Source organism: Sorangium sp. So ce124, assembly GCF_051525235.1.
Classification (GTDB): domain Bacteria; phylum Myxococcota_A; class Polyangia; order Polyangiales; family Polyangiaceae; genus Sorangium; species Sorangium atrum.
Genome location: NZ_CP150312.1, coordinates 11,149,569 through 11,173,606 on the forward strand (window position 1 = coordinate 11,149,569; position 24,038 = coordinate 11,173,606).

A 24,038-nucleotide genomic window follows, 5' to 3' on the forward strand; every position below is an offset into this window, starting at 1 on the left:
GCGCGCGGTTCGGGCGTGGAAGGGAATGACAGGCGATGAGGTGCGCTCATCGGGCGCAGGCGCGTTCACGCAAGCTCCTTCCGCGCGTTTCTCTCGACGAACGCTCAGCCCGCACGCCTGGATCGCGCTTTGCAATTACGGAAGACATGCCGCAAGACATGCTGCAAGACGTACATCGACACGCCGCGTTCATCGTGGGGGTCATGGGGTTCTCGCTGACGCTCGGCTGCGCCGGCGAGCCTGGAACAGCCGAGGCGATCGAGGAGAGCGCCGATGCGTTTTCAACGGCGCCGGGTGAGCCGAACCACGAGGAGATCACCAGCGCCGCGCTGTCGTTCCTGAAGCCTGCGGTGATCAGCGCTCTGAAGATCGGCAATGTGTCGACGGACGCCGAGTTCCACTTCAGCAATGCTGCCCACTTCGACGACTGCAACTTCAGCGGAGGAGCCGCGTTCATCGCCGAGAAGCAAGCCGAGGCGGTGGCGGCGCTGGGCTCGGGCATCGCGCAGCTGGATGGCGATGCGCTGGCATTGCTGGCGTTTTCCCGTTCGCTTCACGCGGTGCAGGACTTCTACGCACACACGAACTGGGTCGAGCTCGGCGGCGACGTCCCCGTGGACCAGTCGCTCACGGCGTTTCCCGCGCTCACGCCGTACTCCGCCGTGCCTTCGACGGGCTTCATCGTCGTGCAGGGCAAAAAGCCGAGCGGGACGGCGGTGACCCGCGACGACGATGCGCCGTACCCGGAGTACGCGATCGTGACCTTCCGCCAGCGGCGGACGAACGCTTACGGCCTTGTCTCGGGCACGGTCGACTACGAGCCAGGCGACCACTGTCCGCCCCCGGTAGCGATGACCCACGACGAGCTCAGCAAGGACAAGACCTCCTTGACCGATCGCGTCGAGCAGCATCTCGCGGCGAAATCGCTCGCGATCCAGCAGACGCGTCATGAGTGGTGCCGGCTCAACCAGCTCGCTCACGACGCGTGGGGCGACGCCGGGACCGCGCGCCTCGCGGCGTGGGTGGCCGACCCGAGCTCGGCGCCCGACTGCACCACCGAATGAGGCGGAGGCGTTCTGGCGCGCTTCGTCAGCGAGGCGCGCCGGGTCGAGAGGGCGAGTCGCCGGCGCTCACCGACCTTCGATGACCAGATCGCGGAGCGTGTCGTCGAGCTCGGCGCGCGCCATGGCCACGTCCTCGATGCGCTGGGTGATCTTCGCGCCGATCTCCTCCGATTGTCGGGCCACCTCGGCGAGCCGGTCGAGCATGGTCTGGCGGAGCTTGCCGGCCTGGGGCGTGCGCTCGATGGTCCTCAGGCTCTCGCGCAGCTCGGCGGCCCGGTCGATCAGCTCCGCGCGCCTCCGCCGCAGCGGGTCGAGCTCGTCGTTCGCCGCGTCGAGCGCGCGCCGGAGCGCGAGCGCGCGGTCCAGCCTCGCGCGGAGCTCGGCCGGGAGGCTCGAGCCCTTCAGGTAGAGCGAGAGCCGCTCGCTGTCGGCCTGGACGAGCGGGATTTCGCGCTGCGACAGCCGTGTCTCCTCGACCACGACCTTCTGGGGCGCGCCGGGCGCGAGCTTCTTCTCGACGAGGCAGGCGTCCGGCGTCGCGTCCGTGCACCCTGGGAGGCCCTGCGGCTCGAACCCTGTCGCCCTCTCGTGGCGGATGAGCAACGTCTCCGGCACGTCCCGGCCGGGCCTCACATCGTAGACCGTCACGCGCCGGTACCGGTCCTCCACGCGCAGCGCGCCGCGGGACAGCGACACGAACCGCACCGGCACATCCGTGGTCATGCTCGTCGCGCGCACCTCGGTCGAGCTGTCGATGGCGTACGGGATCGTCGCGCTCTCCCCGGGCAAAAGGCGCGTGAGCACACCCTCGCCCACGAAGGTCCCGCCGGAGAAGATCGACACGGATCCGGGCTGGAGACCGAGCGCGCTCCGGTTCTCGATCTGCGCGGCGCGGAAGGGGTGGGTCGCGCTCGCGGGTGCCGCGGGATCGGGGCGGAACAGGAGGACGTCCGCGCCCGCGACCGGGCGGTTGATGAGCGTGATCAGCGCCGACGACTTCTTCGGGAGCGTCACCGGGTTCGCGATCGCGTACCGGAAGGCCCCGGCCACGGCGTCCACGCTCGCCGCGCCCTCCGGCACCTTCTCCATCGCCTCGGGCGTGACGGCCGGCGCCTCGCGCCCCCGGCTGGGGGCCTGCGCCTGCCCGACGTCCAGGGCGCGCAGGGCGACGCGGCGGTTGCGCTGCCGGGCTTCCTCGGTGTCGCCGGCGACGAGGGGCACCTCGGCGCCGCGCGAGCGCGTCACGAGCTCGGCCGTGACCCCGAGCTGGAGGAGCGCCGCGCGCACGGCCGCGGCGCGCCGGGCCGCGAGATCCGCCGCGCCGGCCTCGTCGGACGACGCGTGCCCCTCGACCTCGAACGCGCGGAGGTGCGGGACGCTCTTGAGCGTGCGCGCGAGCTCCTCGATGAGCGGCCTCGCGCGCGGCGGGATGACGTCCGAGCCCTTGTCGAAGGGCACGGCGGTCAGGATCTGGACCTCGCTGCTGGCGACGCGGACCACGTGCGGGCAGCCGTGCCGGTCGGGTTGCGGGCTCGTCGAGCCGGGCTCGCGCGGGCAGGCGTCCTCGTGGTCGAGCACGCCGTCGCGGTCGATGTCGGGCCCGGGCGAGCGCTCCGCGAGCACGGGGGCGAGCGCGCCGCCCTCGCCGTCGTAGACGCCCTTCAGCTCCGGCCTGTCGAGCATCGCCGGCGCGCGCAGGTTCGAGGCGTAGGAGAGCGGCGCGCCCGTCGCGAGCGTCACGTCGACCTCGCTCCAGTCCTCGTCGCCGATGTTGCTGATGAGCGCCCAGGCCTGGAGGAGCGCCCGCTTCTCCTTCTGCCCCTTGGCCGGCAGGATCACGCGGTAGGTCGCCTTCCAGGCGGCGGTCGGCACCGCGTACGCGATCGACACGGGCCTCCTCGCGGCCGGCGAGAAGACGAGCTCGAGCTCGGTGGGCTCCTCGGGCCCGCTCGCCTGCCCGGAGCGCGGCAAGAGCGCGCTCACGGTGGAGGGGGTCTCGTTCGGCCCGAGGTTTTGCTCGACGACCACCATGCTCTTCAGCACGTCGTCGACCTCGCGCTCCCGGAACCGGAGCGTGAGCCGCTCGCCCGACATGACGCCGGTGCGCTCGAAGTAACCGAGGCCGTTCTGGTACAGGACGACGTGCCGCAGGCGGAGATCGACCGACGGCCCTTTCGCCAGCGGTCCGGCGCACGCGCTGAGGGCCAGCGAGAGCGCCGCGAGGAACGCGTGCTTCATGGGGGCGAGCTTTCCGTGGAGAAGTGGAAGTAGGTGGAGGTGCTGGTGCGCCGGCAGTGTACCCGACGCAGAACGACGGCAAGCGGTCGAGCACGGCGGCGGCGCAGCAGCTCCCAGCTCACCTGGCCGCAGCGAAGGCGCATACCGCATCTTCCCGCCAGGGTCGCTGCGACGACGGGGCGGGGCCGATGAAACCGAGCGCTCCTCGGCGCGAACGGGCGGCGTGGGTGCGGCGGCCCCCGCGCGACGTGCTACACAGCGGGCTCACGCTGGCCCTACGGGGCGATCGCCCCCCGAGCACCGAGTTGACTCAGCCCCAGCCCCACAATCCTCTTCACGGTGTCACGCTCCAGATGATCCTCGAGCACCTGGTCGCGCAGCATGGCTGGGAGCAGCTCGGACGCATGATCAACATTCGCTGCTTCAAGTACGATCCCAGCATCAAATCGAGCCTGCAATTCCTGCGACGGACCCCGTGGGCCCGGCAGCAGGTGGAGGCTCTCTACCTGCGGGACAAAGCCAAGCCCAGCCCGTGATCGGCCCGCTCGATCGCACGCCGAGCACCGGGATCCGGGAGCGACGCGGTGTCGTGATCACCGCGATAAGCGCGCAGAACGAATCATGATGTCCTGGCTGCCGTATCCGACGGCCACCCCGCTCGGTCAAGCATCGTCCCGGGACGATCAGGCCCCGGTCTTGATGCCGCGGGTGCGCATCACTTCCTCCAACGCTGGAGTCAGGCGCCCGGGGCGCGCACGAACTGCTCGTAGACCACGAGCGTGACCGGCTTGTCGTTGGCGACCTTGACGAGGATGCTCTTGACGCGCAGCCATTCGAGGCCGGTCTTGCCGGCGCCCACGCGCGGTACGCCGATCCGCGCGATCCCCGCCCCGGCGGCGTGCGCCACCATCGCAACGAGCGAGCGCTCGAGCGCGGCGAGCGAGGGCCGCTTCGTCGCGTTCTCCTGGATCGTGAGGCTGTACACAGTGTCGCCGCCCTCGCTCCAGACGAAGGCCTCCCCGAGCTGGAGCTTCCGCTCGGCGCTCCGCTGCTCGAACGCCGGGAGCAGGCCCGGCCAGCGCTTCTTGAAGGCCACGGAGATCCCCGTGTCCATCTTGCCCACGCAGCTCACGCCGTGCGCGTACGCGTGGAGATCCGGGGTGTTGAGGAGATCGCCCTTGGTGAAGATCGTCGGCACGCGGCGCACCCTAGCACTGCCGCGGTCAGTTTCGTGAGATGCCGACGGGCTCGCGAATGCGAGGCGAGGGGCCGCCTATGCCCCCGCCACCTCGAGCGCGCCGTTTCAGCCCATCCGGTACGTCCGCACCGGCGCCCCCCGTACGAGCCGGTCGTGCTCGCTCCGGCGCGCGGCGTCTTCCTCCAGCCCGAGCAGCCGACCGATCGCCTCGTGAACGACCCAGGCGGCCTACAGCGCTTCGCCGCGGAGGCCCTCGCGCTTCCGGACCGGGACGTCGAGCTCTGTCGGCGGGGAGATTTTCTGAAAGGTCTCCCCCGCTGGTGTCCGTCTAGCGGGATCGCGAGCGTCGGCGCCGCACCCCGAGCGCGGCCGCCGCGATCGTGAAGAGTGAAGCGTAGGACGCGCTCCGCGGCGACTCGTCGCCGGTCATGCGGCAGCCGCAACCGCCGTCATCCTCGCTGCCGGCCGCGCCGCCGGTACCGGTCGTGGCGGCCGTAGTCGCGGATGTCGTGTCGCCGCCAGTGCCCATACCGCCGCTGCCATTGCCGCCGGCGCCGCCGGTGCCCATACCGCCGGTGCCATCGCCGCCGGTGCCGCCGGTGCCATTGCCACCGGTGCCGCCGGTGCCCATACCGCCGGTGCCATCGCCGCCGGTGCCATTGCCACCGGTGCCGCCGGCGCCCATGCCGCCGGTGCCATTGCCGCCGGCGCCGCTGACGCCCATGCCGCCGGTGCCATCGCCGCCGGCGCCATCGCCGCCGGCGCCATCGCCGCCGGCGCCGCCGACGCCCATGCCACCCCCGCCGCCCGCGCCGGACGCGGCGGTCGTGCAGGTCGAACCGCTGGGCGCGAGCGTTATGGACGTGGCCTCCACGACGCTCACGGACCCCGACGACGAAACCCGATAGAGTCCGGGATAGAACAAGTAGCGCCTCTCGGTGCCGGTCACAAAGATGTTCGAGCCATTGGTGTAGGCACCGTTACCACGCGACCATTGTGTGGGTGCCGTTCCGTTCCACTGGAACGCCTGGATCGGCTGATTCTGCTCGTTGAGGGTTCCCGCAGCAAGGGATCTGCCGATGTTGTCCGAAACAGTGGAATTCGTCACCGTCATGTCAAGGATCGTGTAGTTGGCCGGATCTGCCCCGCCGCTTCCGTTCAGGGTTCCCGTCGTGAGAAACGTCCCCGCTTCGGTATCGAAGGCCCAGTTCCAGCAGATGTCTGCCCTTGCGCTCGGTGACAATGCCAGAATCACCACGGCAAACATCAGACTGATCCACTTGCAAGCGCCAGCGCGTCTTGCGTTCATTGCGATTCCTCCCAGGTTAGGGCTACTGTGTGCGCTCTACCGTGGAGCGCACAACTCGATTTGCTATGAATTGCATGGAGCGCGCAACGCGCCTGTGACGAAGAGGCACGCTCTGAATGGCAAGCACTGAATTAATGTAAATTGGCGCATTGCGGTGCCCCGCAGGCTGTGAAGTGAAGACAGCCTGCAGCACCGTGGAGGTCGGCCCATCGGCCGTCGACGGTGGGGGGCTGGGGTATCCGAACGCGATTCGAAAGTCAAGCCCGGGTAGTGGCCGTCCCACCATACATCCATGCTGCACGCGCTGGTTAGTACTACAGTTGCACATGCTCCGGGCCGGACGACTCGTCAATGCGGTTCCAATGCGGTTCCGCGCAAACCTGGTGCGAGCTGCAGAGCCCGGGTGCCCACCGTCCCGCCGAGCCCGACGTCGAGCATCCCGAGGCTTAGATGGTTGCGCCAGTTCGCCAGGCAGCAAACTGCAACTGTAGTACTAGCCCCTGGTTTCTCCTTGATTCACCGTCTTGCCGGAGCCGTCATGGGGCAACGGCGAGCCTCAGCAGACGCCGCCCTGGGCCGTCGCCCAGCTCAGGGGCAGCTGCTGGTGAAGCTCAGCAAGCTCTGTACGCAGGCGTCCGCCTGAGCTTGGCTGGTGAGCGGCATGGAGGTGAGGCTGTTGGCCGCCGACACGTATCCGCACTGGTCGGGCTCCGGGCCGAACTGGCCGGTGGCAGCGAACTCGACGAAGGAGCCCTCGGGGCCGCTGAAACTCTTCAGATAGTAGTAGATGCTGCCGGGGCCCATGGTACCCGAGTAGTTGATGCACCGGACGGGGGGGGGAGGGGGACCCCACCCGGGCATGCCATCACACGGGCACGCCGGCGCCGTGGGCTGGCAGGTGCCGCTCTCGCAGGTGGAGCCCGACCCGCACGAGCCGCAGTCGAGCGTCCCGCCGCAGCCATCGGCGATCGAGCCGCAGGTCGCTCCCTGAGCGGCGCAGGTGGTGGGGACGCAGACGGGCGTCTCGCAGTTCGTCCCCGAGAAGCCGGGCGCGCACGAGCAGGTGTACCCGTTGACCTGATCGTTGCACGTGCCGTGGACGCAGGGGCTCGCCGCGCATTCGTCGATGTTGGTCTCGCAGTTCGTCCCCGAGAAGCCGGGCGCGCACGAGCAGGTGTAACCGCCCTCGGTCGCGGCGCAGGCGCCGCCGTTCTGGCAGGGGGCCGAGGGGCAGGGGTCGGTGCAGGTGCCGTTCTGGCACAGCAGGCCGTCGCAGCACGGGACGGTGGCGTCGCACGGCGCGTTCACGGGGAGGCATCCCTGGCCGTTGCAGGTCGGGTCGTAGAGCGGCGAGCTCGGCTCGGTGCTGGTGATGTAGTCACCGTCGTGGGCGCTGTGCGCGTTGATACATGCCTGGTCGCTGATGCGAAGGATCGTGTACGGGTTCCTCGCGGAGCCGGTGTGGTGGCAGATCTGGACCTTCCCGCTGGGATCGAAATAGGTGCACTGCTCGGGGGTGAGCGCGTCATGCGCCTCGCCCACGGCATCCCCGCTTTCATCGCCGTCGGCCGCGGAGGGGCCGGCGCTGGTACAGCCCACGAGCAGCAGGGTGGAGAGAGCCGGGATCGCCAGAGGGTGGAGAAGTGAACCTGCAAGAGACCGCATGGGTGGTCATCCTTTCAATGTTGTACTTGCGCTGGCTGGAGAAGGGTCGGGTCGGCCTGTGCAAGCTTGAGGCCAGTGTCGAATCGGCGCTTTCGGGGTGATGTTGACGCAGGCCCCTGCATGGCATTCGGTGTGTGCGCGCCGCCGGTTCCCGTCGCCCAGGTCCAGTCGCGTCGCCGCCTGCTGCTGCCTGAATGCCTCGCCTGCGGAGATCACGACGCACCGCCGTGACCGACCGCGGCGACCCTGCCGAGTTCGATGACGGAGCGATCTTCCACCATAGGTCCAGGCGAGGATGCAACAGCGACGAGCTCGTCCGTGCGCTTGTCTTGCCGTTCGTGGACAGCTTGCTGCCGTTTCTGGACAGGCGACATCGTTCGCGCGCGAACGATGGTGATCTGCGCGATACGTCGAGGTAGAAGCCGACGACCGGTACGCCGTGGTGAGCTGCGGGCGGTTGGCTCGGGGTGGCGTTGTCGCCGGAGTCGTTGCTCGTGGGTGCCAGCGCTCGTGACGTTCAGGGCCGGCGCCGCGGCCGGAGGCGTGGCAGGCCCGCGGCCGCGCGCCCCGCGGACAGCGTCTCGGAGGGGCTCTCGCCGAACCGGCGCTTGTATTCGACGCTGAACCGCCCCGGGTTGCCGAGCCCGAGCGCGGCCACGACGCCCGCGACCGACGTGCTGGCCGAGGGCTCGGCCAGCTGGCGGCGCGCGAGCTCGAACCGGCGCTGCCGCAGGAAGTCCATCGGTGGCAATCCCCGGCTCGCCACGAAGGCTGCTCGCAGAGACCGCTCCGGCACGCCCGCCGCGGCGACGATGTCGGCCAGCGTGATGGGCTCCGCAGCGTGCGCGGCCATATACTCTTCAGCCTTGCGGACGCACGCCGGGGCCACGCGCGGCTGCGGCGCATCGAGGATCTCCGACAGGCTGTGACGGGTGTGTACCAGGAGGCTCGTGAAGAGAGCTCCACGCAGCTCGGCGAGCAGCATCGGCGAGGCCCAAGACTGCTCGATCTGGCGGCGGAAGAGCTGCGCGACCTCGTGGACCGTGCGGCCCGGCCCGTCCTCGATGTCGAGCGCCGTGCCGAACCGGATCGGGCCGCGCAGCGCAGCGCCCGTGAGCGTGGTGAAGTGGGCGTCGAGCGCACCGCGGTCGATCACGAGGGTTCGCCCGTGAAACGCCCCGCTGACATCGAGCGAGCAGGATCGCCCTGGTGAAAACAGCGCGGCGCGCCGGCCCGGCACGACGCGGAAGGGCTCGCCCGCGTGGTCGCCGGCGCTCTCGCCGCCGGCCGAGAGAGACAGGATGTACTGGTCCCCGACCGCCGGCACGAAGGCCCGCCCTCCGCCGGGCCAGTCGCCCGCCACGACACGGAGTGTGCCGAAGGAGGCGACCTCCATCGCACAGCCGAACGATGTGCCGCGCTTGGGCTCGAGGGTCGCGCCCACGTAAACGCGGCGGAAGGCCTCCCGAGCCTCGCCGACGTCGCCGGTGCACACAAGCTGAGCCCGCGCAATCCCCGCCCACGGCGCCTGCGCGGCGCGCGAGGGCCCTTTACCCTTATGGCTTGTCTGGACAGAGCGAGGCGCACGACCCGACATTGGAGGAGAAGGGAGCACAGATTTTAGTGAATGCGAAATTTTACGTGCCAGCCAGGTAGAACTCCGCGTCTATCGCACCCTGGCGCCGCGGAACAGTCCCGCCAAGGCTTTGGGACGCTGGACGCGCCGAACCAGGGCGGGCGCGAAGCCCGGAACGCCTGTCATGGCCGCGGCGTCCCGGCACCGGACGGAGTGACACTACGTGTGCCCGGACGTTTACAGGAGAGCATCCGAAATGACACTACGTGTGCCCGGACGTTTACAGGAGAGCATCCGAAATGACACTACGTGTGCCCGGACGTTTACAGGAGAGCATCCGAAATGACACTACGTGACCCTACGCGTTCACAGCGCGGGGTCCTGGTGAACCTGCGCGCCTGATCTGGGAGGTGCGGAGCCTTCCTGCCGAGCACGCCTGCGTTGCTTTCTTGCTTTCGGCGACGGCCGGTCCACGCCGAGGTTCACGGCCGAGCTCGGCGGCGCGTACAACGTGAGAATGGCCAAAGCCAAGACCAACAACAAAGACACGGGGAAGGCGCCTGCGTTGCCTCCCGCGGGGAAGCACTCCTACCGCGCTTGCTACAAGCGCTTCGCCCCGGAGGCCCTCGCGCTTCCGGACCGGGACGTCGAGCTCTGTCGCGCCGACGTCCGGATCGCCTTCGCCAACGTGAAGCAGGGCGTCGCGGCGGCCTGCGCCGATCCGGCGCGGGTCCGCAGGGCGCTGCCCGAGCTGCCGCTCGATGACGTGCTCGCGCTGCCGGACCTCGGCCGGGCGCTCGTGTTCGCCTCGACCCGCGTCACCGCCAGGCCGGCCAGCAGCCGCGAGGTCGAGGCGAAGCTCAAGGTCGTGGCCGAGCTGCGGGAGCCGATGCTCTCGCTCGCCGAGACCCTCGCCAGGCGAGGCCTCCTGCCGAGGGACGTCGTGGCGGAGATCCGCGCCGGCAGCGGCAAATACGACATGGCCAGCGACGGCATGGCGCTGGCTCACCTGTACGACGAGCACGCGGACGCGCTCCGCGGCAAACACCCCTTCACGCGGGAGGAGTTCGAGCTGCTGCGCGAAGCGAGCGAGTGGCTGCTCGACAACCTCACCCCCGACGGCGCCCGCCGGCCCGCCGCGAAGCAGCGCGGCGAGGCCGAGGCGATGCGCGACCGGCTCTGGACGCTGCTGGTCCGGCGGCACGCGGACCTGCGGAAGATTGGCTATTACCTCCACGGCGATGCCTTCGAGGACGTCACTCCGAAGCTCCAGTCGCGGGTCGTCAAGGCCGCGGCGACGGAAGAGGTCGACGAGGAGGAAGTCGACGAGGAGGAAGTCGACGAGGAGGAGGCCGACGAGGAGCCCGCGGAAGCGTCGCCGTGAACGGCTCGCGACCTGAGGTCATGGTTCCTCCCGCCTCGGCGGCGAGCGCCTTCCAAGAATCAGCTGCTCTGCTCGACGCTGTGGAGGTGTAGCCGCTCCGCCAGCTTCGGGCTCGGCTTGGGTCGCCCTCGTTTCGCTTCGCCTCCGCGCGGCGCGTCGGCACGTGGGATCGACAGGCGTCCGCTCACCGCCTCCATGGCCGGCTGGGCAACGCGCCGGCGGCGCCGAAAGCCTGCGGCCTCGTCCGGCCCCCCGCTCTCGTGCTGCCCGACCGCGCGACGAGGGCGTCCCTTCGCGCCGGCGGGGCCGCCCTCGCTTCCTGGCCATGCGACGTGCGGCGCTGACAACTCCAGCACCCCCGTCGTCGTGCTGGGGACGTAAGCGCCCGCCTCCGCGCTCCGTCGCTTCGCCATCGCAAGGCGACTCTACGCACTCGGCCGTCCTCGACAAGGACGCTTCGGAACGCGCTCCGCGGAGCGGCTACGCGCCAGGATGGGAGCCTCCGCGGCGGTCTGGACGGTGCGCCCGCACCTCGGCCGCCGTGGGGGCGGGGTGGGCGCCCTCGACCTCGACCGGGACGCCGAGGAGCTGCCCGGCGAGGAGCTACCCGGCGCCGAGGAGCTCGCCGGCGAGGGCACCCCGGCGGCCGCTGGCGACGGCGCGGGGGCGAGGACGGCCGCGAAGCTCGCGGCGGCGCTCCTCGGCGCGACAGCGGGGCTGCTAGGGGTCCCGGCGAGCCCCTCGACCTCGACCAGGACGCCGAGGAGCTCGCCCGGGGCGCCCTCGACCTCGACCAGGACGCCGAGGGGCGGCCTGACGGGGCCGCGCGGCCGCTCCGCGGCGGCGGAGCTCGGGGGCGTCGCCCCGCTAACAATCATCCTGGCAGCACGTTATGTGAAAAGCCCCGGACTCGAGGCGGGCCGGAATGTCGGTTCTGTCCCTCAGATCGCGGCATACCGACGAAAAAACGTCGGCCTCGTAAGGCCGCTCCTTGGTCTTGGTGAATATGACCTCGCAAATCCCCTCATAGTAATATCCGCCGAGCAAAGCGACGACATTGGGCTTCTGAGGCGGATCCTGGACGACCCCATCGGATTCCATGAGATATATCATGCCGAAGTCATCCGGCGCGTACTCGCTGGTAATTCACGAGCGCGCGTGCGACCTCTCCCTGTGGACCCGTGGCGGTGATCTCATGCTGACCAGGAGCGACATAGACGCCCCTGGTTGCGTCTACTTCCTTGCCGTCCACTAGGCTTCGTGTCGACCGCGGCGGCGGCAGGACACGAATTTCGCCTACCTGACGCCGCGCGGCCGCAAAGTCGGCGTGCCTCACCTCGAAGAAGCGGCGCTCCGTCTCGTCCTTCGGAGCGGGCATCTGCTCGACACAAAGGGATAGCTCGTTTGCGGCAGCATCCCAGCGACCGATACGGAGATCCAATTGCCCAAGCTGGCAGAGAGCCGCTGTCGTTGGCTCAAGGTAGTTGATCCGAGCCCATATCTCGCGAGCGCGGGCCACGTCCATCCGCTTCATGGCTGCGTCGGCCTGCCTGAACAGCTCCTGCAATTCGGGCGAGCGCGGCGGAGGGGCCGCCGCCTGGACTTGCGATGCGAGGGAGAGGCTTAATAAAGCTGCTACTTGCGATGCGAAAATTACTCGTGTAGAACCGGTCACGGTTCAACTCGGCGCGAACGAGGGGGACCCTACGCCGTGCTGACCCAATTCAGCACGGCGTTGCTTTTGTATACGATCCGTGCAGTCAGGAATAGCTGGTCAGAAAGCAAGGGCTTCGGTGACCTGACATTGCGTTTTCGCGCCGTGCTTTCTCACGAAAAACGAAAGCTCAGCGCCAATGCTCAGCAGGCGTAAGCTGGGACACGTTGACGCCTGAGCTTGCGCACAGCGTCGCCTCCCGTGCCGTGACCGTGACCGGCGCAGCTCCGGGGGGGGCCGCAAGGGGTCGGGGCGGGTCCCGGGGAGCGCCACCGCACCCCCTCTCCCTGCATCGCTCCCTGCGGCATTCCGGTATCAGGTGCGGCTGGTCAGGGCAGCGGACGCCGAGGAGCGGCTCGAGCGGGAACGGCGCGGCGGCCCCGCGGCGGTCGGTAATGGGGGGTGTTGACGCTCAGGCTGGCTGATGGTCCGCCGAGCAAGCCGCTTGATGGCCATCGCGGGCGTGCACGGTTGCGGTGAAGGAGGGCGATGGCCATCGCTCGGACGCGCGCCTCAGGGCGGCTCGCAATGGCCATCATGGTTCGTGGCCGTCGGCGCCGGCGAGGTGTTCGTTCGCCAGCGCCGAGGGGGGCCCGTCGTGTCGGTCAGCGTCAGCTGCCGTCCGTTGCCAGGTCGCCGACAATGCGCGCCATCACGTCACGCTCGACGAGTTTCTTTTTCCGTCGCGCCGCCTCGCGCAGCGCGGCGGTGGCCATGCGGTCGATCTCGCGCAGGCTCGATCCAGCCGCCTCGTGGAGCAGCATCAGAGCGTCCGCGGTGAAGACGTCGCGGTCGGCGCCGGCGCGGCTCATCCGGAGCCGCACGTACTCTCCAGTATCGTCGGGGACCATCGCACCGATCGACAGACGCCGCTCGATGCGCGAATACAGCGAGCGATTTTTGCGCAGCTCAAGCCGGTCTTGGAGGTCGGAGAGCCCTACCAGAATCAGCGACAACAGGGCGCGGCTATCCCATTCGTAGTTCAACAAGATGTGGAGATGATCAAGCGTGTCTTGGTGGAGCAGGTGCGCTTCGTCCAGCAGGAAAACCGGGTGAATCCGCTCGCGGCCGAGGGTCTCGATATGCGCGCTGACAGCGTAGAAGACGGCCGCCGCGGTCGCAGCGGGGTTGAGGCCGAGTGCATGGCAGAGCTGGCGATAGAAGTCGCGGCGGCCCAGCGTGGCGTTGTGGCAGTAGGTCAGCCGGAAGCCTGCCTGCGGCAACCGATGACGCACTGCCCGCAGCACACACGTCTTGCCGGCGCCGGGCTCGCCGACCAGCAGCACTTGGGCGTGCTCGTGCACGGCCTCGCACACCTCCTCGACGAGCTGCTCTTTGGAGGGCGGCAGCCACAGGTCGCCGTCCTGGATCTCCTTGGAGAAGGGGGCGGCGGACAGGGTGAAGAAGCGGACGTAGGACTCGCTCACGTCTCACCTCCGCGCTCGCTCGTGTCGGCGCCAGTGCCCAGCGAGCGGCCGAGCGTTCGCGCGGGGTTGAAGTCCACGGGTCGTGTCGGCTTGTCCACCACAGGCCCGCCGCACGGCAGCCGCTTGCGCCGCGCGTTGCGCTGCGGGTCGACCGGATGCAGCACCAGGCGCTTGCCCTCGTGCTCGACCCACGGCGGCTCGTCGGGCGCGACGAAGCACCGGGCGACGGAGACGATCTGGCCGGCGAGGTAGCCCTGATCGAGCTGCCAGGCGACACCGTCGACAGAGACGATGTTGTCGCCCGAGACGCGGCGTCGGGTGCGCTCGGTGAGCGCGACGCGCAGCGCTTTTTCGTCGACGACGCCTTCGGCGGCGGGGCGGGCCGCATAGACCTTCGCCGGGGTCTGGCCGAGCAGGCCCGCGTGCGGCGCCGTGTGGTAACGCCTGTCGAGGAAGGCGCGGAGCGTCGTGTTGATGTCGGCGAGCGACGCCACAGCGCCAAGGTAGGTAAGGCACCCTTCGCGCAGCGTGCGCCAGAAACGCTCCATCTTCCCGCGCGCCTCTGGGTCGTACGGCTTGGCGTGCAGGAGCGTGATGCCGAGCCGCGCGCACGCGGTTTTGAGGACGTCGCCGCGGTAGGTGGAGCCGTTGTCGAGATAGAGCGCGTCGGGTTTGCCGTGGCGGCGCAGAGCGTCGACGGTCATGGCGAGCATGTCGACCTCCTTCTCGGTCGTGTGCGCCTCGAGCGCCACGACGTAGCGAGAGGCGTCGTCAAGCAGCCCGTGGATGCGGAGCGGCATCGCTTTGCCGCCGACGGTGCAACCGGTCACGTGGCAGACGTCGCCGTGCCAGAGCGCGCCGGGGCGCTCGGCTTGCCAGCGCAGCCGCGTCTTCGGCTCTTGCTCGGCACGCGCGGCGCGGCGGCGAAGGCCGTGCGCCGCGTACAGTCGCCGTACGGTGGGCTCGGAGACCTGGGTCGCCTCGAGTCGCCCCTCGTCGACAAGCGTCTTGAGGATGAGCGGCACCGAGGCGTCGGGATGCTCGCGCCGAATGTCGAGCAGCAGCGTGCGCAGCTCCTCCGACAGGCCCTGCGCGAAGCCGCGATCGCTGCGTGGCTGTGGGCGCAGGCCGTCGAGGCCAGCGGAGCGATACGCATATAGCCAGCGCTCGAGCGTGGGCACCGAGTAGGTGCGCGTGCTGTGTGCGCCCGGCGGTCGAAACCGCTGCTCGCTCAGCACACGCAGCGCGGCGGCGAGCTGGCCGTGGGTGAGCACGCGGTGCATGAGAGGGCCGATGACCGTGGCGCGATAGATCGCGACGGTCTCGGCGTGGTCGGCGGGGCCGAGGGCCATTCGGACAGGTCCTTTCTGCGCCTTGCTGGCGCGCGGTCCTTGTCCGGGATCGGCGGCGTTTTCGGCAGGAATCCTCTCAGGTGGGCTGGTTGATCGGGGCTCCTCGGGGGCAGGGGCCCTCATGCCGCATGCGCGGCGCCGAAGAAGGCGCGCTGCTCGATCGGCAGCGCTCGGGTCGTCGGATCCGCGCTTGCCGCGAGCGATGTCGCGACGGCGGCTGCCCTCTTTCGGAGCGAGGCGGACGGGCCTGGGTCGGGGGCGTCCGAAAACAGACGTCGCTGCGCGACGTCGCGCGCCCACCGGCGCAGCGTGGCCCAGCCGGCGGCGGCGCTGTCGCCGAGGATCTTCGCCGGGCCCACGCGCCGACGGACCTCGGCCGCCGTCGCGAGCGCCAGACCCCAGAGCGCGAGGGCGAAGCCGATCGCGGCGGCGCTGTACACGCGGAGGCCGAGCACGCCGCGAGGAACGACGAGCAGCACAGCGCGGCAACCGAGGCAGCGGTAGCGGCGGGCCGTCACCGAGAGCACCTCGGGGGGATGGTCTGGGGTAGCGGGGCCCCAGACCTGCCGCTCGCGCCTGCCGTGGCCTTGGAGCCGGATGGCGCCGCCCAGCGGACAGCTCGCAGCGCCGCAGACGGGGCAGCGCGCAGGCCGCGCTTCGACGACCGTGGGCGGCTGCTGCTGCCAGCGCTTGATGTCGATGGCGCTCTGGATAACACTGCGACCGCTTCGATTCCTGGGCACAAGAACCGGAGCACGACGAGGAGACTGTCCGCCAAGATCAGGTCTCCTCGTCACCTATTTTGTGGCCGGCACCGCGCCGCTGCTCCGCTCCTGCGGTGGACCTACCCCGTCGTGAGGCAGGCGTGGGAGCGACGAGGGGTGGTAATTTTCGACCGATGGACGGAAGTGGAGCGCCCGCGCGGGAAGGGCTTCTCCGAGCCGACGCAACCGTGCTCAGAGGGGGGCTGCGATGAGAATCTTGAGGGGCCGGATGTAATGCGTCGTGCGCCGCGGCGCTCTGGAGTCGTCCTCTCGGGTCGCGTACGCGGAGCGAGCATTCTCCTTGATGGCCAGCCTCGTTGGGCGGAACCCCTCACCATCAAGCATCGTGCTCGGTGCGGTGGGCTGCCGCATCAGTGAGAGCGCGCGGTAATAGGGGGGCGGAGCCGCCGAGGAGGGCCGCGAGCTCGCGGCGGCGCTCCTCGGCGCCGCCGGGGCTGCTGGGCGCCCCGGCGAGGGGCCCTGGGGCGGGCGGGGGCGGGGTGGCTAGCACTCGACTTACGGCCCGGCGCGGCCGCGAGCGCGGTCTGGGCCCGCCGACCTCGGGGAAGATTTCGACGAGGCCGACCCGAGCGGCGGGGGCCGCGCGCCGTGCGTCGCGGCAAACCCCGCGAGGACGAGCAGCGGATCGGTGAGGAGCTCCTCGCCCTCGACGCGCACCTCGTCGAGCTGCCGGGGTTCGGCGGCGGCGATTGGGGGTTGATCGCGACGAGCTCGCTTCATTGTCGCACGCCGCTCTCCACGTCAGCGTACGAGGGGGCACAACCTGAACGTGGAAGCCGACACTTGAACGTGGCCGTCAGCTTGCTCGCCTGACGCCAGCCAGCTGCCTGCACGATCGCGGGCGCAAGCTGGAGAACCGCGTAACCTTTGGCCGGGTCAAGGTGTCACTGGATCGCCTCCAGTGCGTGCAATCTGTGTTCGGGGCTCACCTCGGCGGGTTTGCCCGTCAGCTCGATCTCCGCCCAGTGCACCTTGCCGGGGAAGCGGTTGTCCCCGCTACCTGCGAAGTCGGGGCACAACGGGCCGCCAGTCTTCTTGCCGACCATCAGGAAGGCGTCCACGTTGAAGATAATCGGATTGGTCCTAACGATATGGCCCGGCGCATTGTCCGGTGTCTCGTCGAGCGGGTCCTCACCGATGTCCGGGGACTCGGCGAGCGGGAGAGGCTTGAAGTCGCTCTCCCTGGGCCCCTTCGTGAGGAGCTCCACCGTGCCGCCCTGGCCCGTATCCGTGCCTGTGTAGGTAAACTTCATGCGGACCTCGTACGCTTCGGCCAGATTCAGCAGCCGAGGTTCGGCTTGGACGTAGTACCGTTCGAGCCCAAGGTAGTTGTATACGTAAGTAAGCCTTCCGTTTTTGACATAGAGGCCAAAGCCGCCGAAATCGTTGCCCCGGGCGAGTATCACGCCGTTCGGCGCTTCCCCGAGGGGGCCCTCGATCTTTGCCGTGATCATGAATGAGCGGTTGAAGTTGTTGATCACGCACGGGTCGGAGACGAAACTGCCGTCGACGTACCTCTGCGTCGCGCCGACCGGGGGGGGCGACTGTTCCAGGCGCTCTGTCTTTTCGTCGTTGAGGGGAAAGACGTTATATCGGGCCGCAGTGATCTCAAAAAGGTTCTTCAGCTGCGCTAGTACTTTGGGGTACTTTGGGGCGAGGTTGGTTCGCTGGGTCCAGTCCACGTGCACCTGATCATAGTCCACACCCTCATACGGCGGCTTCGTCCCGTCCGGAAGCTTATAGTCGTACGTGTAGTAGAGCTTCCACACATCCTTTTCGTAGTTCGGATTGGATTCCCAGTCCCAGGGCTTCGAGTGAAGGGTGACGGCGGTCCAGCCTTCATGGTAGATGCCACGGTTGCCAAACATCTCGAAGTACTGGGTCGTGCGGAACTCGGGCGCCTTCTGGTTTTTGAACGTCTGGAGGAAGCTCGTACCCTCGATGGGCGTCTGCAGCACTCCGTCGACGCTCAACGGCTCCGGCAATCCGGCCGCTTCGAGGATCGTCGGAAGCACATCGATCACGTAAGTGAATTGGTGTCGCAGCCCCCTGTCGCCCCGGACGATGTGGTCGTTCCCGTCGCCGTCTTTCCCTGGCCAATGGACGATCATGCCGTTGCGCGTGCCGCCGAAGTAGCTGGCAACTTGCTTGGTCCACTTGTACGGCGTGCACATGGCCTGGGCCCAGCCGATGGCATAGTGATTGTACGCTTCCTTGGTACCGAACTTGTCTATGTTGTCCTTGATGATCGTCTTCTGCTCATCGAGCGGTTTCTGGATGTTATTGAAGCCGATCATCTCGTTGAAGGTGCCCATGAAGGTGCCTTCGGCGGAAGCGCCGTTGTCGCCGAAGATGTAGATGATCAGCGTGTTATCCATGAGGTGGAGGTCCTCGAGCGTTTTGATCACCCTGCCGACCTCTTCGTCCGTCTGTTGGAGGAAAGAGGCGTAGAGTTCCATCTCGCGGCGCAGGGAATCCCTCATGTCGTCGAACATTTCATCGTCCCACTTTGGAACGTCTTCGTTGACCGCCGCCTCCGCGTCCTCTGGAATGACGCCAAGCGATTTTTGATTTTTGCAAATCGTTTCGCGCAGTTTGTCCCAGCCACCTGCGATATCCTCGTTGTTCTCATACCAATCAAGGCAGTCGTCCGGGATCTGGTGGGGCGCATGGGTCGCGCCGGGAGCGAAATAGATGAAGAATGGCTTATCCGGCGCCATCGCATGCTGCTGCTCGATCCACTTGATGGTCTGGTTTGCCAGATCTGTGGTCAGGTGGTAGTCCCCGTGGTGAGGCGTTTCGATGTAGGTCGTTCCATCGTAGAGGGTAGGGTAGAACTGGTTGGTTTCGCCGGCCACGAAGCCATAGAACTTCTCGAAGCCCATGTAGGTGGGCCAGTGGTCGAAGGGCCCCGATGGGCCGGTCTCCCAGACGGGCACCTCGTGGCACTTGCCGAAGTGAGCCGTCGAGTAGCCGTTGTACCTGAGGATCTTGGCGATCGAGGCGGCGGTGTTGGGGATCATCGAGGTGTAGCCAGGCGCGTCGGTATACAACTCGGTGATGCAACCCATGCCGACGGAGTGGGGGTTGCGGCCAGTCATCAAGGCGGCGCGCGTCGGGCTGCACAGGGCTGTCGTGTGGAAACGGGTGAATCTGAGTCCGTTTTCGGCGAGCTTTTTGGCTGTCGGGGTACGAATGACCCCCCCGAAGGGCTCCGCGGCGCCGAAGCCGACATCGTCGAGCAGGATGAGGAGCACGTTGGGGGCGTTCTTGAGCGGTTCGATCGGCTTGATGGGAGGGAAGTGGGAAGCTGGGTCCTGGGCATTGTACATCACCGGGCCGACATAGGGCCGGTCCGGAATCGGCAGGATAGTGCGCTTGAGAAGGTCTCGATCCAACGGCATGGGTGACACCTTTCGATGGAAAGTTACCAACGAATATACATAATCATTGGTAGGTATGGAAAATAGTACTGGATAATAGTTTTATAATGCTAAGGAAAAATAGCTCGCTGATTTCAGGAGCACGATACGTCCGAGACGTCCGCCAAAGGCGGCGCATCAGGAGCTTCAGCGGCGTACTCCCCTCTGATCCACCCTCTGGCCTGATGCGTTGCCACAAGGCGGTCCCCGTATCCGGATTCAGCGCGCATGTGCAGCGCGCGGAGGTGCAGCCGGGCGCCTTGGGGCGCTCGAGGCCGACCTGCTCCGGACACGCCGTGCCGTCCAGCATGGGCGGCGCCTCGCTGTCCGTGGGGCACACGAGGGGCTGACACGCGGCCGGCGTCGTGCAGGACCACGCGCCGCCCTGACAATGACAGACCGGCCCCCAGTCCGAGTACCCGCCGCAGGTCATCCCACGATTGCGTCGTTAGGGCGCGCTTGCTTTCCTGACAGCGCTGACGTTTCATGCCGTCCCATCCGCGATCGATCCTGGAGGCGAACCCCCCATGCCCCGCGCGACTCACGAGGACGTGCCCCGCCGGTTCGAGATCCACACCCGCGACCACCACACCGCCGTATCCATATGGGAGGGGCTTTACGGGGAAGTCGACCCCGCGCTCCCGCGCGGTTTCGAGTGGCGCGCCCACGCCGTGGACTTCGGCCCCATCCTCTTCGTCCAGGACCATACCAGCGACGCGATCTACCTGGACGCCCAGGTGGACGCGCCGATGCTCGTCATTCCCGTCCGCGGCAGCGGACGCGCGGCGCTGGGACGCGACCGCGCGACCCTGGGACACGGCGGCGGCCCAGCCATCTTCTCGCCTCACGGCCGCTCGAAGGTGAACTACGACGGCGCGATGGATGTCATCACGGTGCGCTTCGACCGAGGCTATCTCTGCTCCCAGCTCGAGTCGATCACCGGCGAGGTCGTCCGCGAGGACTTCCAGTTCCAGCTCTCGCTGGACTCCCGCCCCGGAAGCGGATCCTACGTTGAGCGACTCTGCCGCTTCATGGCCGCCGAGATCAACGCGGGCACGGACATCGATCACCCCCAGGTGTTCGCCGGGCTGACCGAGTCGCTCTCGCGCGCCCTGCTGCTGGGGCAGCCTCACAACCTCGCTCACCTGCTGGAGCGGCCCACGCCGCCGTCGAGCCGGACGGTGCTCCGGCGGGTCGAAGAGTACGTGGACGCGCACGCCGCCGGGCCGATCAGCGCGGTCGATCTCGCCGCCGTTGCCGGGACGAGCGCCCGCTCGGTCGAGGCGGCGTTCCGCGCGCACCGCGGGACCTCGCTCGGAACGTTCCTTCGCGATCGGCGCCTCGTCCGCGCGCAGCGGGCGCTGCTCGCCGAGCCGCACCTCGCCGTGCTGCACGTCGCGCGCGCCGCCGGCTTCGCCCGGCGCGAGGTCTTCGAGTCGGCGTACGTGCGCGCGTTCGGAGAGCGCCCCGAAGAGACTCGCCGGCGCGGTCTCCTCGCCGCCGGAACGGCGCCCGGCGAGGCCGAGACGAGCCGGTGCGCGGCGCCTTCGGCCGCCATCGAGCCTGCCACCCTCGCGGCGCGGATGGCGCTCCTCTCCGCGCGAGAGCGCGAGGTCTGCGAGGCCGTCGCGCGGGGGCTGCTCAACAAGCAGATCGCGGAGGCGCTCGGGATCACCGAGCGGACGGTCAAGGAGCACCGTGCGCGCGTGATGGCCAAGCTGGGGGCGAGGTCCGCGGTGGAGCTGGGGATCCTGCTGCAAAAGGCACGTGAATAGCTTCACTCCTACGTCTCCTCGTCGCGACGACCCGTGACGCTGCCCAGAGGCTGAGGTCGCCACCGAGCCCGTTCAGCGTCTCGACGGCCGCCGCGCGCAGCTCGCCGAGCGCCTCGCGCGCCTCGCCGGAGACGGCGCCGCGCCCGGGAGCGCGATGCCGCCCTCGATGGCGGCGGGCCAGATCCAGTTGCCTGTCCTCAGTGGCAGGTCGCCCCCTTCTGCTGTGCCCAGCTCAGGATCTCCGCCTGGCAGGCCGAGTTTTCCGCCGGGGTCACCGGGAGGGATATTTCAAGATGCCCGTAACCGTAAAAGGAGCAGTAGGTGTTGGTCAGAATGTCGTAGATGCAGCAGAAGGAGGAGCTGCCGCCGCCAGGAGACCCACTGTAGAGTGTCCAGGCCGCCGACCCGTCCCCGGCGTTCAGGTAGGCCAAGCTCGACCCCGGCTCGACGCTGGCGACGCTACCACAGGGGCCCGGCCAAGAACTGGCGCTGCACGAACCGGCAGGCAGAGGCGAGGTGGCCAGCGCCGCCTGCCACTCGGGCAGGCTCGAGCACGGGCAGGCCGTTGCCTGCGTCTCGCAGTTGGTCCCGCTGTAGCCAGCCGGGCACTGACACGTATAGCTGTTCACGCCGTCCACACAGGTCTGGACCTTGCCGTTCACCGCGAAGTAGTTGCACTCGGAGGCGGTGAGCGCCTGCTCAGCGCTCCCGAGGTGGTCGTCCTCTGCCGGCGTGGAGGTGCACCCGCTGAGCATTGTGACGGACTTCGCGCCCAGGAGCGTGAAGAGGGACATGCGGACGAGCGGTGTCTCGCGCGTCATCGGCGATACTCCTTTTCCGGTGGAAGGTGCCGCGCGCAAGCTAGCGCTACGAAGTGGGGACGACCATCCGTACCTTGGTACGGCTTGTAGGCCCCGGCGAGATGTGGTTCAATCGCGAAGCCGCCGGCTTCGTCTTGTCGTCGCTCACTTGTCCTTTATCATCGTCTCCAGCGCCCGCCGGGCCGCATCGTTCAGCGAATTCAGGACGAGATCGCCGTACACCCTGGCTCGATCGTCCCTGAGCCTGGCGACCGCGGGCAGCACCGCCGCCGCGATGGTCGTTCCCTGAAGCCCTCGCCGTGCGCCATGGCCGAGAGCGCGCGCAGCTCGGGCTGGCGGGCCGCCTCGGATTTCGATGAGGATACGCTGGCGCGCGTCGTTCGCGCACTCTGGGAAGCTCCTCCATTGGCAGGTACGGACGTCGTGCCGAGTAGAACGGCGACCGTGCCTCGACGCACGGTCGCTGCACGGAGCGCCGCGCAGGCTCGTGAAGCGCTGCGCGGCGTCCAATTGGCGACGCCGTCCCAGCTAGAACGACTGGTTGATCAGCACGCTCACGTTGTTTTCGAAGTAGTTGGTCGTGGCGATGTCGAGCTTGCCGTCGCCGTTGAGGTCCACCTCCGCCAGGCCGTAAGGCCTGTTGTTGCCGGTGGAGACGAAGGTGACGGGCTGGAAGGCGCCGGCTCCGTCGCCCAGCAGCACGCCCACCGCGCGGTTGTTAAAGCTCGTCGTGGCGATATCGGGCCTGAGATCGCCGCTGAGATCCGCGATCGCTACGTCGAGGAGAAAACCGCCGCCGACGGGATGAACGACGGGGGCCTGGAAGGTGCCGTCGCCGTTGCCCAGCAGCACGGTCACGTTGGCAGAGCTCTGGTGGGCCGCGGCGATGTCGGGCAACACCCCGGCCCCAACCGCTCGCCTTGCCATCTCGATGTTCATGATGGCCCGGAGGAGCATGCTTTGTGCCGTCCTGAATGCGATGAAATCTTGAGAGGTTACGAATCGTGGTGCCGCTTTGTGCTAGGCCTTGACAGGTCTGTGCCAGGTGGTCGAAGGCCTGTGGCACGACGAGGCCGGATGCCCGGCCGGAGCACGACGGCGGCTTCGACTCAGCGCTTCCTGGAGCGTGAGAGTCCCTGGGCGATGGAGCCGACGATGGTGATGCCGGTCCCGTCAAAGCCCGATGCCACCAGGGTGCGGGCCAGCGCGGGCTGGATGCCCGTGATCATGGCGGACGCGCCGAGCAGCCGGATGGCTCGTACCATCTCGATCAGGTGCCTGGCGCCGGCCTCGTCGAGCGCCGCGGCGCCGGTCATATCGAGGATCACCCGGTCGACCCCGGAGCCGGCGATCGCAGGCAGGAGCCGCGCCGCTATCTCCGTGCTCCGCTCTCGGCTCAGCGCCCCGATGATCGGCAGCGCCAGCGCGCGCTCGCCCACGTCCAGGATGGGCGCGGAGAGGGCGAGGATCTCACCGCGCTGCTGCTCGACGAGCGCCAGCGTCGCGTTCAGCTCCTCCAGAAGGCGGCCGCGCTCCTCGGCGGAGCGCTCCGCGCCTATCCGCGCCGTTTCGTCGGTGTGGTGGAGCAGAATCCCCATGGCGCCCGTCACGGGATCACGCACCGCTCGCCCCTCGATCGCGTGCAGGCGCTCTCCATCCACGGTGCGGACGATCATCTCTCGCGCCACGGTGTCGCCGTCCAGCGCCGCCTTGAGCATCGCGTCCGCCTCGCCGGGCTCGCCCAGCCAGGCGCTCCACGTCCTGGTGCGGCCGAACGCCCGCAGAGCCGCCGGGTTCTGCATCAGGAGGTCTCCGGTCGGGTCGACGAACGCGATCATCACGGAGGTGTGGCGCAGCGCCTCGATGCCTCGGAGGAGCTCCGGCTCAGGGGCTCCATCCGGGGGAAGCGCCTGGCTCAAGATCGCGAATCGCCCATCATCGAGCTCGACGCCCGAGGAGTGGAGCGTCACCGTCACGGGCACCCCGCGCGGGTAGAAGGTCCAGCTCTCGCGCACGACGCCCCGCTCGCGTACCTGCGCGGCGAGGGCCTGGATGCGCGTCCGGACCGGCGCAGGCACCTTCGAGAAATCGCGCGCGAACAGCTCGTCGCGATCCTGCGCTCGCCACAGCTCCAGGCCGGCCTCGTTCACCCAGCAGACCCGAGAGCGGTCCATGTCGAGGACCCACACGGGGACGGCCGACATCTCAAGCCCGGCCAAGCGCTGCGCAAGCTGCATCGGCGTCACCCTCGCTTACCGGGCCGCGGCGCGCAATGGGAGCCGGTCGGCTGTTGTGCCAGGGCGGCCGC

At 68.5% G+C, this 24,038-nt stretch carries 18 protein-coding genes; 6 read left to right on the top strand and 12 right to left on the bottom strand.

The window, feature by feature from the left end; genetic code table 11:
- Positions 1-158: 158 nt before the first annotated feature.
- Positions 159-1,064: a hypothetical protein gene (locus tag WMF19_RS41865; protein ID WP_437895489.1), complete on the top strand. Its 906-nt coding sequence runs from the start codon at positions 159-161 to the stop codon at positions 1,062-1,064.
- 66 nt (positions 1,065-1,130) lie between these two features.
- Here the strand turns inward: WMF19_RS41865 and WMF19_RS41870 are convergent, their stop codons facing one another.
- Positions 1,131-3,302, bottom strand: a complete 2,172-nt coding sequence (locus WMF19_RS41870; protein ID WP_437895490.1) for an OmpA family protein — start codon at positions 3,300-3,302, stop codon at positions 1,131-1,133.
- Positions 3,303-3,607: 305 nt separating this feature from the next.
- Between WMF19_RS41870 and WMF19_RS41875 the strand changes: the two genes are divergently transcribed.
- Complete coding sequence (locus tag WMF19_RS41875) at positions 3,608-3,838, top strand: VF530 family protein (protein ID WP_272095787.1); 231 nt, start codon at positions 3,608-3,610, stop codon at positions 3,836-3,838.
- Between the two features lie 200 nt (positions 3,839-4,038).
- Here WMF19_RS41875 and WMF19_RS41880 read toward each other — a convergent pair whose 3' ends face one another.
- From WMF19_RS41880 to WMF19_RS41895, 4 genes are all read right to left on the bottom strand, one after another.
- The gene (locus tag WMF19_RS41880; RefSeq protein ID WP_437895491.1) at positions 4,039-4,500 is read right to left on the bottom strand and encodes a macro domain-containing protein; all 462 of its coding nucleotides are present in this window, start codon (positions 4,498-4,500) and stop codon (positions 4,039-4,041) included.
- Between the two features lie 328 nt (positions 4,501-4,828).
- Positions 4,829-5,767 carry an MYXO-CTERM sorting domain-containing protein gene (locus tag WMF19_RS41885; protein WP_437895492.1) on the bottom strand — a complete coding sequence of 313 codons (939 nt, stop codon included), beginning with the start codon at positions 5,765-5,767 and terminating at the stop codon, positions 4,829-4,831.
- Positions 5,768-6,397: 630 nt separating this feature from the next.
- Positions 6,398-7,474, bottom strand: a complete 1,077-nt coding sequence (locus WMF19_RS41890) for a calcium-binding EGF-like domain-containing protein (RefSeq protein ID WP_437895493.1) — start codon at positions 7,472-7,474, stop codon at positions 6,398-6,400.
- A gap of 517 nt (positions 7,475-7,991) precedes the next feature.
- Positions 7,992-9,071 carry a helix-turn-helix domain-containing protein gene (locus WMF19_RS41895; protein WP_437895494.1) on the bottom strand — a complete coding sequence of 360 codons (1,080 nt, stop codon included), beginning with the start codon at positions 9,069-9,071 and terminating at the stop codon, positions 7,992-7,994.
- Between the two features lie 496 nt (positions 9,072-9,567).
- On the opposite strand from WMF19_RS41895, the gene WMF19_RS41900 reads away from it, so the two are divergent.
- The 3 genes from WMF19_RS41900 (at position 9,568) to WMF19_RS41910 (ending at position 12,304) form a co-directional block, all read left to right on the top strand.
- Positions 9,568-10,434 (top strand): hypothetical protein, encoded by an 867-nt coding sequence (locus WMF19_RS41900; protein ID WP_437895495.1) that lies wholly within the window; start codon positions 9,568-9,570, stop codon positions 10,432-10,434.
- A 1,111-nt stretch (positions 10,435-11,545) separates the two neighbouring features.
- Positions 11,546-11,689, top strand: a complete 144-nt coding sequence (locus WMF19_RS41905) for a hypothetical protein (RefSeq protein WP_437895496.1) — start codon at positions 11,546-11,548, stop codon at positions 11,687-11,689.
- A gap of 456 nt (positions 11,690-12,145) precedes the next feature.
- Entirely contained in the window at positions 12,146-12,304 is a 159-nt protein-coding gene (locus WMF19_RS41910; RefSeq protein WP_437895497.1) for a hypothetical protein, read from the top strand.
- A gap of 455 nt (positions 12,305-12,759) precedes the next feature.
- Here the strand turns inward: WMF19_RS41910 and WMF19_RS41915 are convergent, their stop codons facing one another.
- The 4 genes from WMF19_RS41915 to WMF19_RS41930 all read right to left on the bottom strand — a co-directional run bounded on the left by WMF19_RS41915 (position 12,760) and on the right by WMF19_RS41930 (position 19,116).
- Positions 12,760-13,575, bottom strand: a complete 816-nt coding sequence (locus WMF19_RS41915; RefSeq protein WP_437894233.1) for an ExeA family protein — start codon at positions 13,573-13,575, stop codon at positions 12,760-12,762.
- Positions 13,572-14,927, bottom strand: coding sequence for a DDE-type integrase/transposase/recombinase (locus tag WMF19_RS41920; protein WP_437894231.1), 1,356 nt, complete (start codon positions 14,925-14,927; stop codon positions 13,572-13,574). Before WMF19_RS41920 ends, WMF19_RS41915 begins: the two co-directional genes overlap by 4 nt.
- 119 nt (positions 14,928-15,046) lie before the next feature.
- Positions 15,047-15,670, bottom strand: a complete 624-nt coding sequence (locus WMF19_RS41925) for a hypothetical protein (RefSeq protein ID WP_437894230.1) — start codon at positions 15,668-15,670, stop codon at positions 15,047-15,049.
- Between the two features lie 926 nt (positions 15,671-16,596).
- Positions 16,597-19,116, bottom strand: coding sequence for an arylsulfatase (locus tag WMF19_RS41930; protein WP_437895498.1), 2,520 nt, complete (start codon positions 19,114-19,116; stop codon positions 16,597-16,599).
- A gap of 545 nt (positions 19,117-19,661) precedes the next feature.
- Here WMF19_RS41930 and WMF19_RS41935 point away from each other — a divergent pair.
- Positions 19,662-20,909 (top strand): LuxR C-terminal-related transcriptional regulator, encoded by a 1,248-nt coding sequence (locus WMF19_RS41935; RefSeq protein WP_437895499.1) that lies wholly within the window; start codon positions 19,662-19,664, stop codon positions 20,907-20,909.
- A gap of 197 nt (positions 20,910-21,106) precedes the next feature.
- On the opposite strand, the gene WMF19_RS41940 is transcribed toward WMF19_RS41935, so the two are convergent.
- From WMF19_RS41940 to WMF19_RS41950, 3 genes are all read right to left on the bottom strand, one after another.
- Complete coding sequence (locus WMF19_RS41940; protein ID WP_437895500.1) at positions 21,107-21,730, bottom strand: calcium-binding EGF-like domain-containing protein; 624 nt, start codon at positions 21,728-21,730, stop codon at positions 21,107-21,109.
- A 528-nt stretch (positions 21,731-22,258) separates the two neighbouring features.
- Complete coding sequence (locus tag WMF19_RS41945) at positions 22,259-22,669, bottom strand: FG-GAP repeat domain-containing protein (protein WP_437895501.1); 411 nt, start codon at positions 22,667-22,669, stop codon at positions 22,259-22,261.
- A gap of 170 nt (positions 22,670-22,839) precedes the next feature.
- A complete protein-coding gene (locus WMF19_RS41950) occupies positions 22,840-23,967 on the bottom strand; it encodes an STAS domain-containing protein (RefSeq protein ID WP_437895502.1) in 1,128 nt (375 codons plus the stop codon).
- Positions 23,968-24,038: the final 71 nt, after the last annotated feature.

Excerpts from the sequence above, each read along its gene's own strand:
- WMF19_RS41865 (WP_437895489.1), top strand. The coding sequence starts at position 159 with ATGCTGCAAGACGTACATCGACACGCCGCGTTCATCGTGGGGGTCATG.
- WMF19_RS41870 (WP_437895490.1), bottom strand. The coding sequence starts at position 3,302 with ATGAAGCACGCGTTCCTCGCGGCGCTCTCGCTGGCCCTCAGCGCGTGC.
- WMF19_RS41885 (WP_437895492.1), bottom strand. The coding sequence starts at position 5,767 with ATGTTTGCCGTGGTGATTCTGGCATTGTCACCGAGCGCAAGGGCAGAC.
- WMF19_RS41890 (WP_437895493.1), bottom strand. The coding sequence starts at position 7,474 with ATGCGGTCTCTTGCAGGTTCACTTCTCCACCCTCTGGCGATCCCGGCT.
- WMF19_RS41895 (WP_437895494.1), bottom strand. The coding sequence starts at position 9,071 with ATGTCGGGTCGTGCGCCTCGCTCTGTCCAGACAAGCCATAAGGGTAAA.
- WMF19_RS41900 (WP_437895495.1), top strand. The coding sequence starts at position 9,568 with ATGGCCAAAGCCAAGACCAACAACAAAGACACGGGGAAGGCGCCTGCG.
- WMF19_RS41905 (WP_437895496.1), top strand. The coding sequence starts at position 11,546 with ATGCCGAAGTCATCCGGCGCGTACTCGCTGGTAATTCACGAGCGCGCG.
- WMF19_RS41920 (WP_437894231.1), bottom strand. The coding sequence starts at position 14,927 with ATGGCCCTCGGCCCCGCCGACCACGCCGAGACCGTCGCGATCTATCGC.
- WMF19_RS41930 (WP_437895498.1), bottom strand. The coding sequence starts at position 19,116 with ATGCCGTTGGATCGAGACCTTCTCAAGCGCACTATCCTGCCGATTCCG.
- WMF19_RS41935 (WP_437895499.1), top strand. The coding sequence starts at position 19,662 with ATGCCCCGCGCGACTCACGAGGACGTGCCCCGCCGGTTCGAGATCCAC.
- WMF19_RS41940 (WP_437895500.1), bottom strand. The coding sequence starts at position 21,730 with ATGACGCGCGAGACACCGCTCGTCCGCATGTCCCTCTTCACGCTCCTG.
- WMF19_RS41945 (WP_437895501.1), bottom strand. The coding sequence starts at position 22,669 with ATGAACATCGAGATGGCAAGGCGAGCGGTTGGGGCCGGGGTGTTGCCC.
- WMF19_RS41950 (WP_437895502.1), bottom strand. The coding sequence starts at position 23,967 with ATGCAGCTTGCGCAGCGCTTGGCCGGGCTTGAGATGTCGGCCGTCCCC.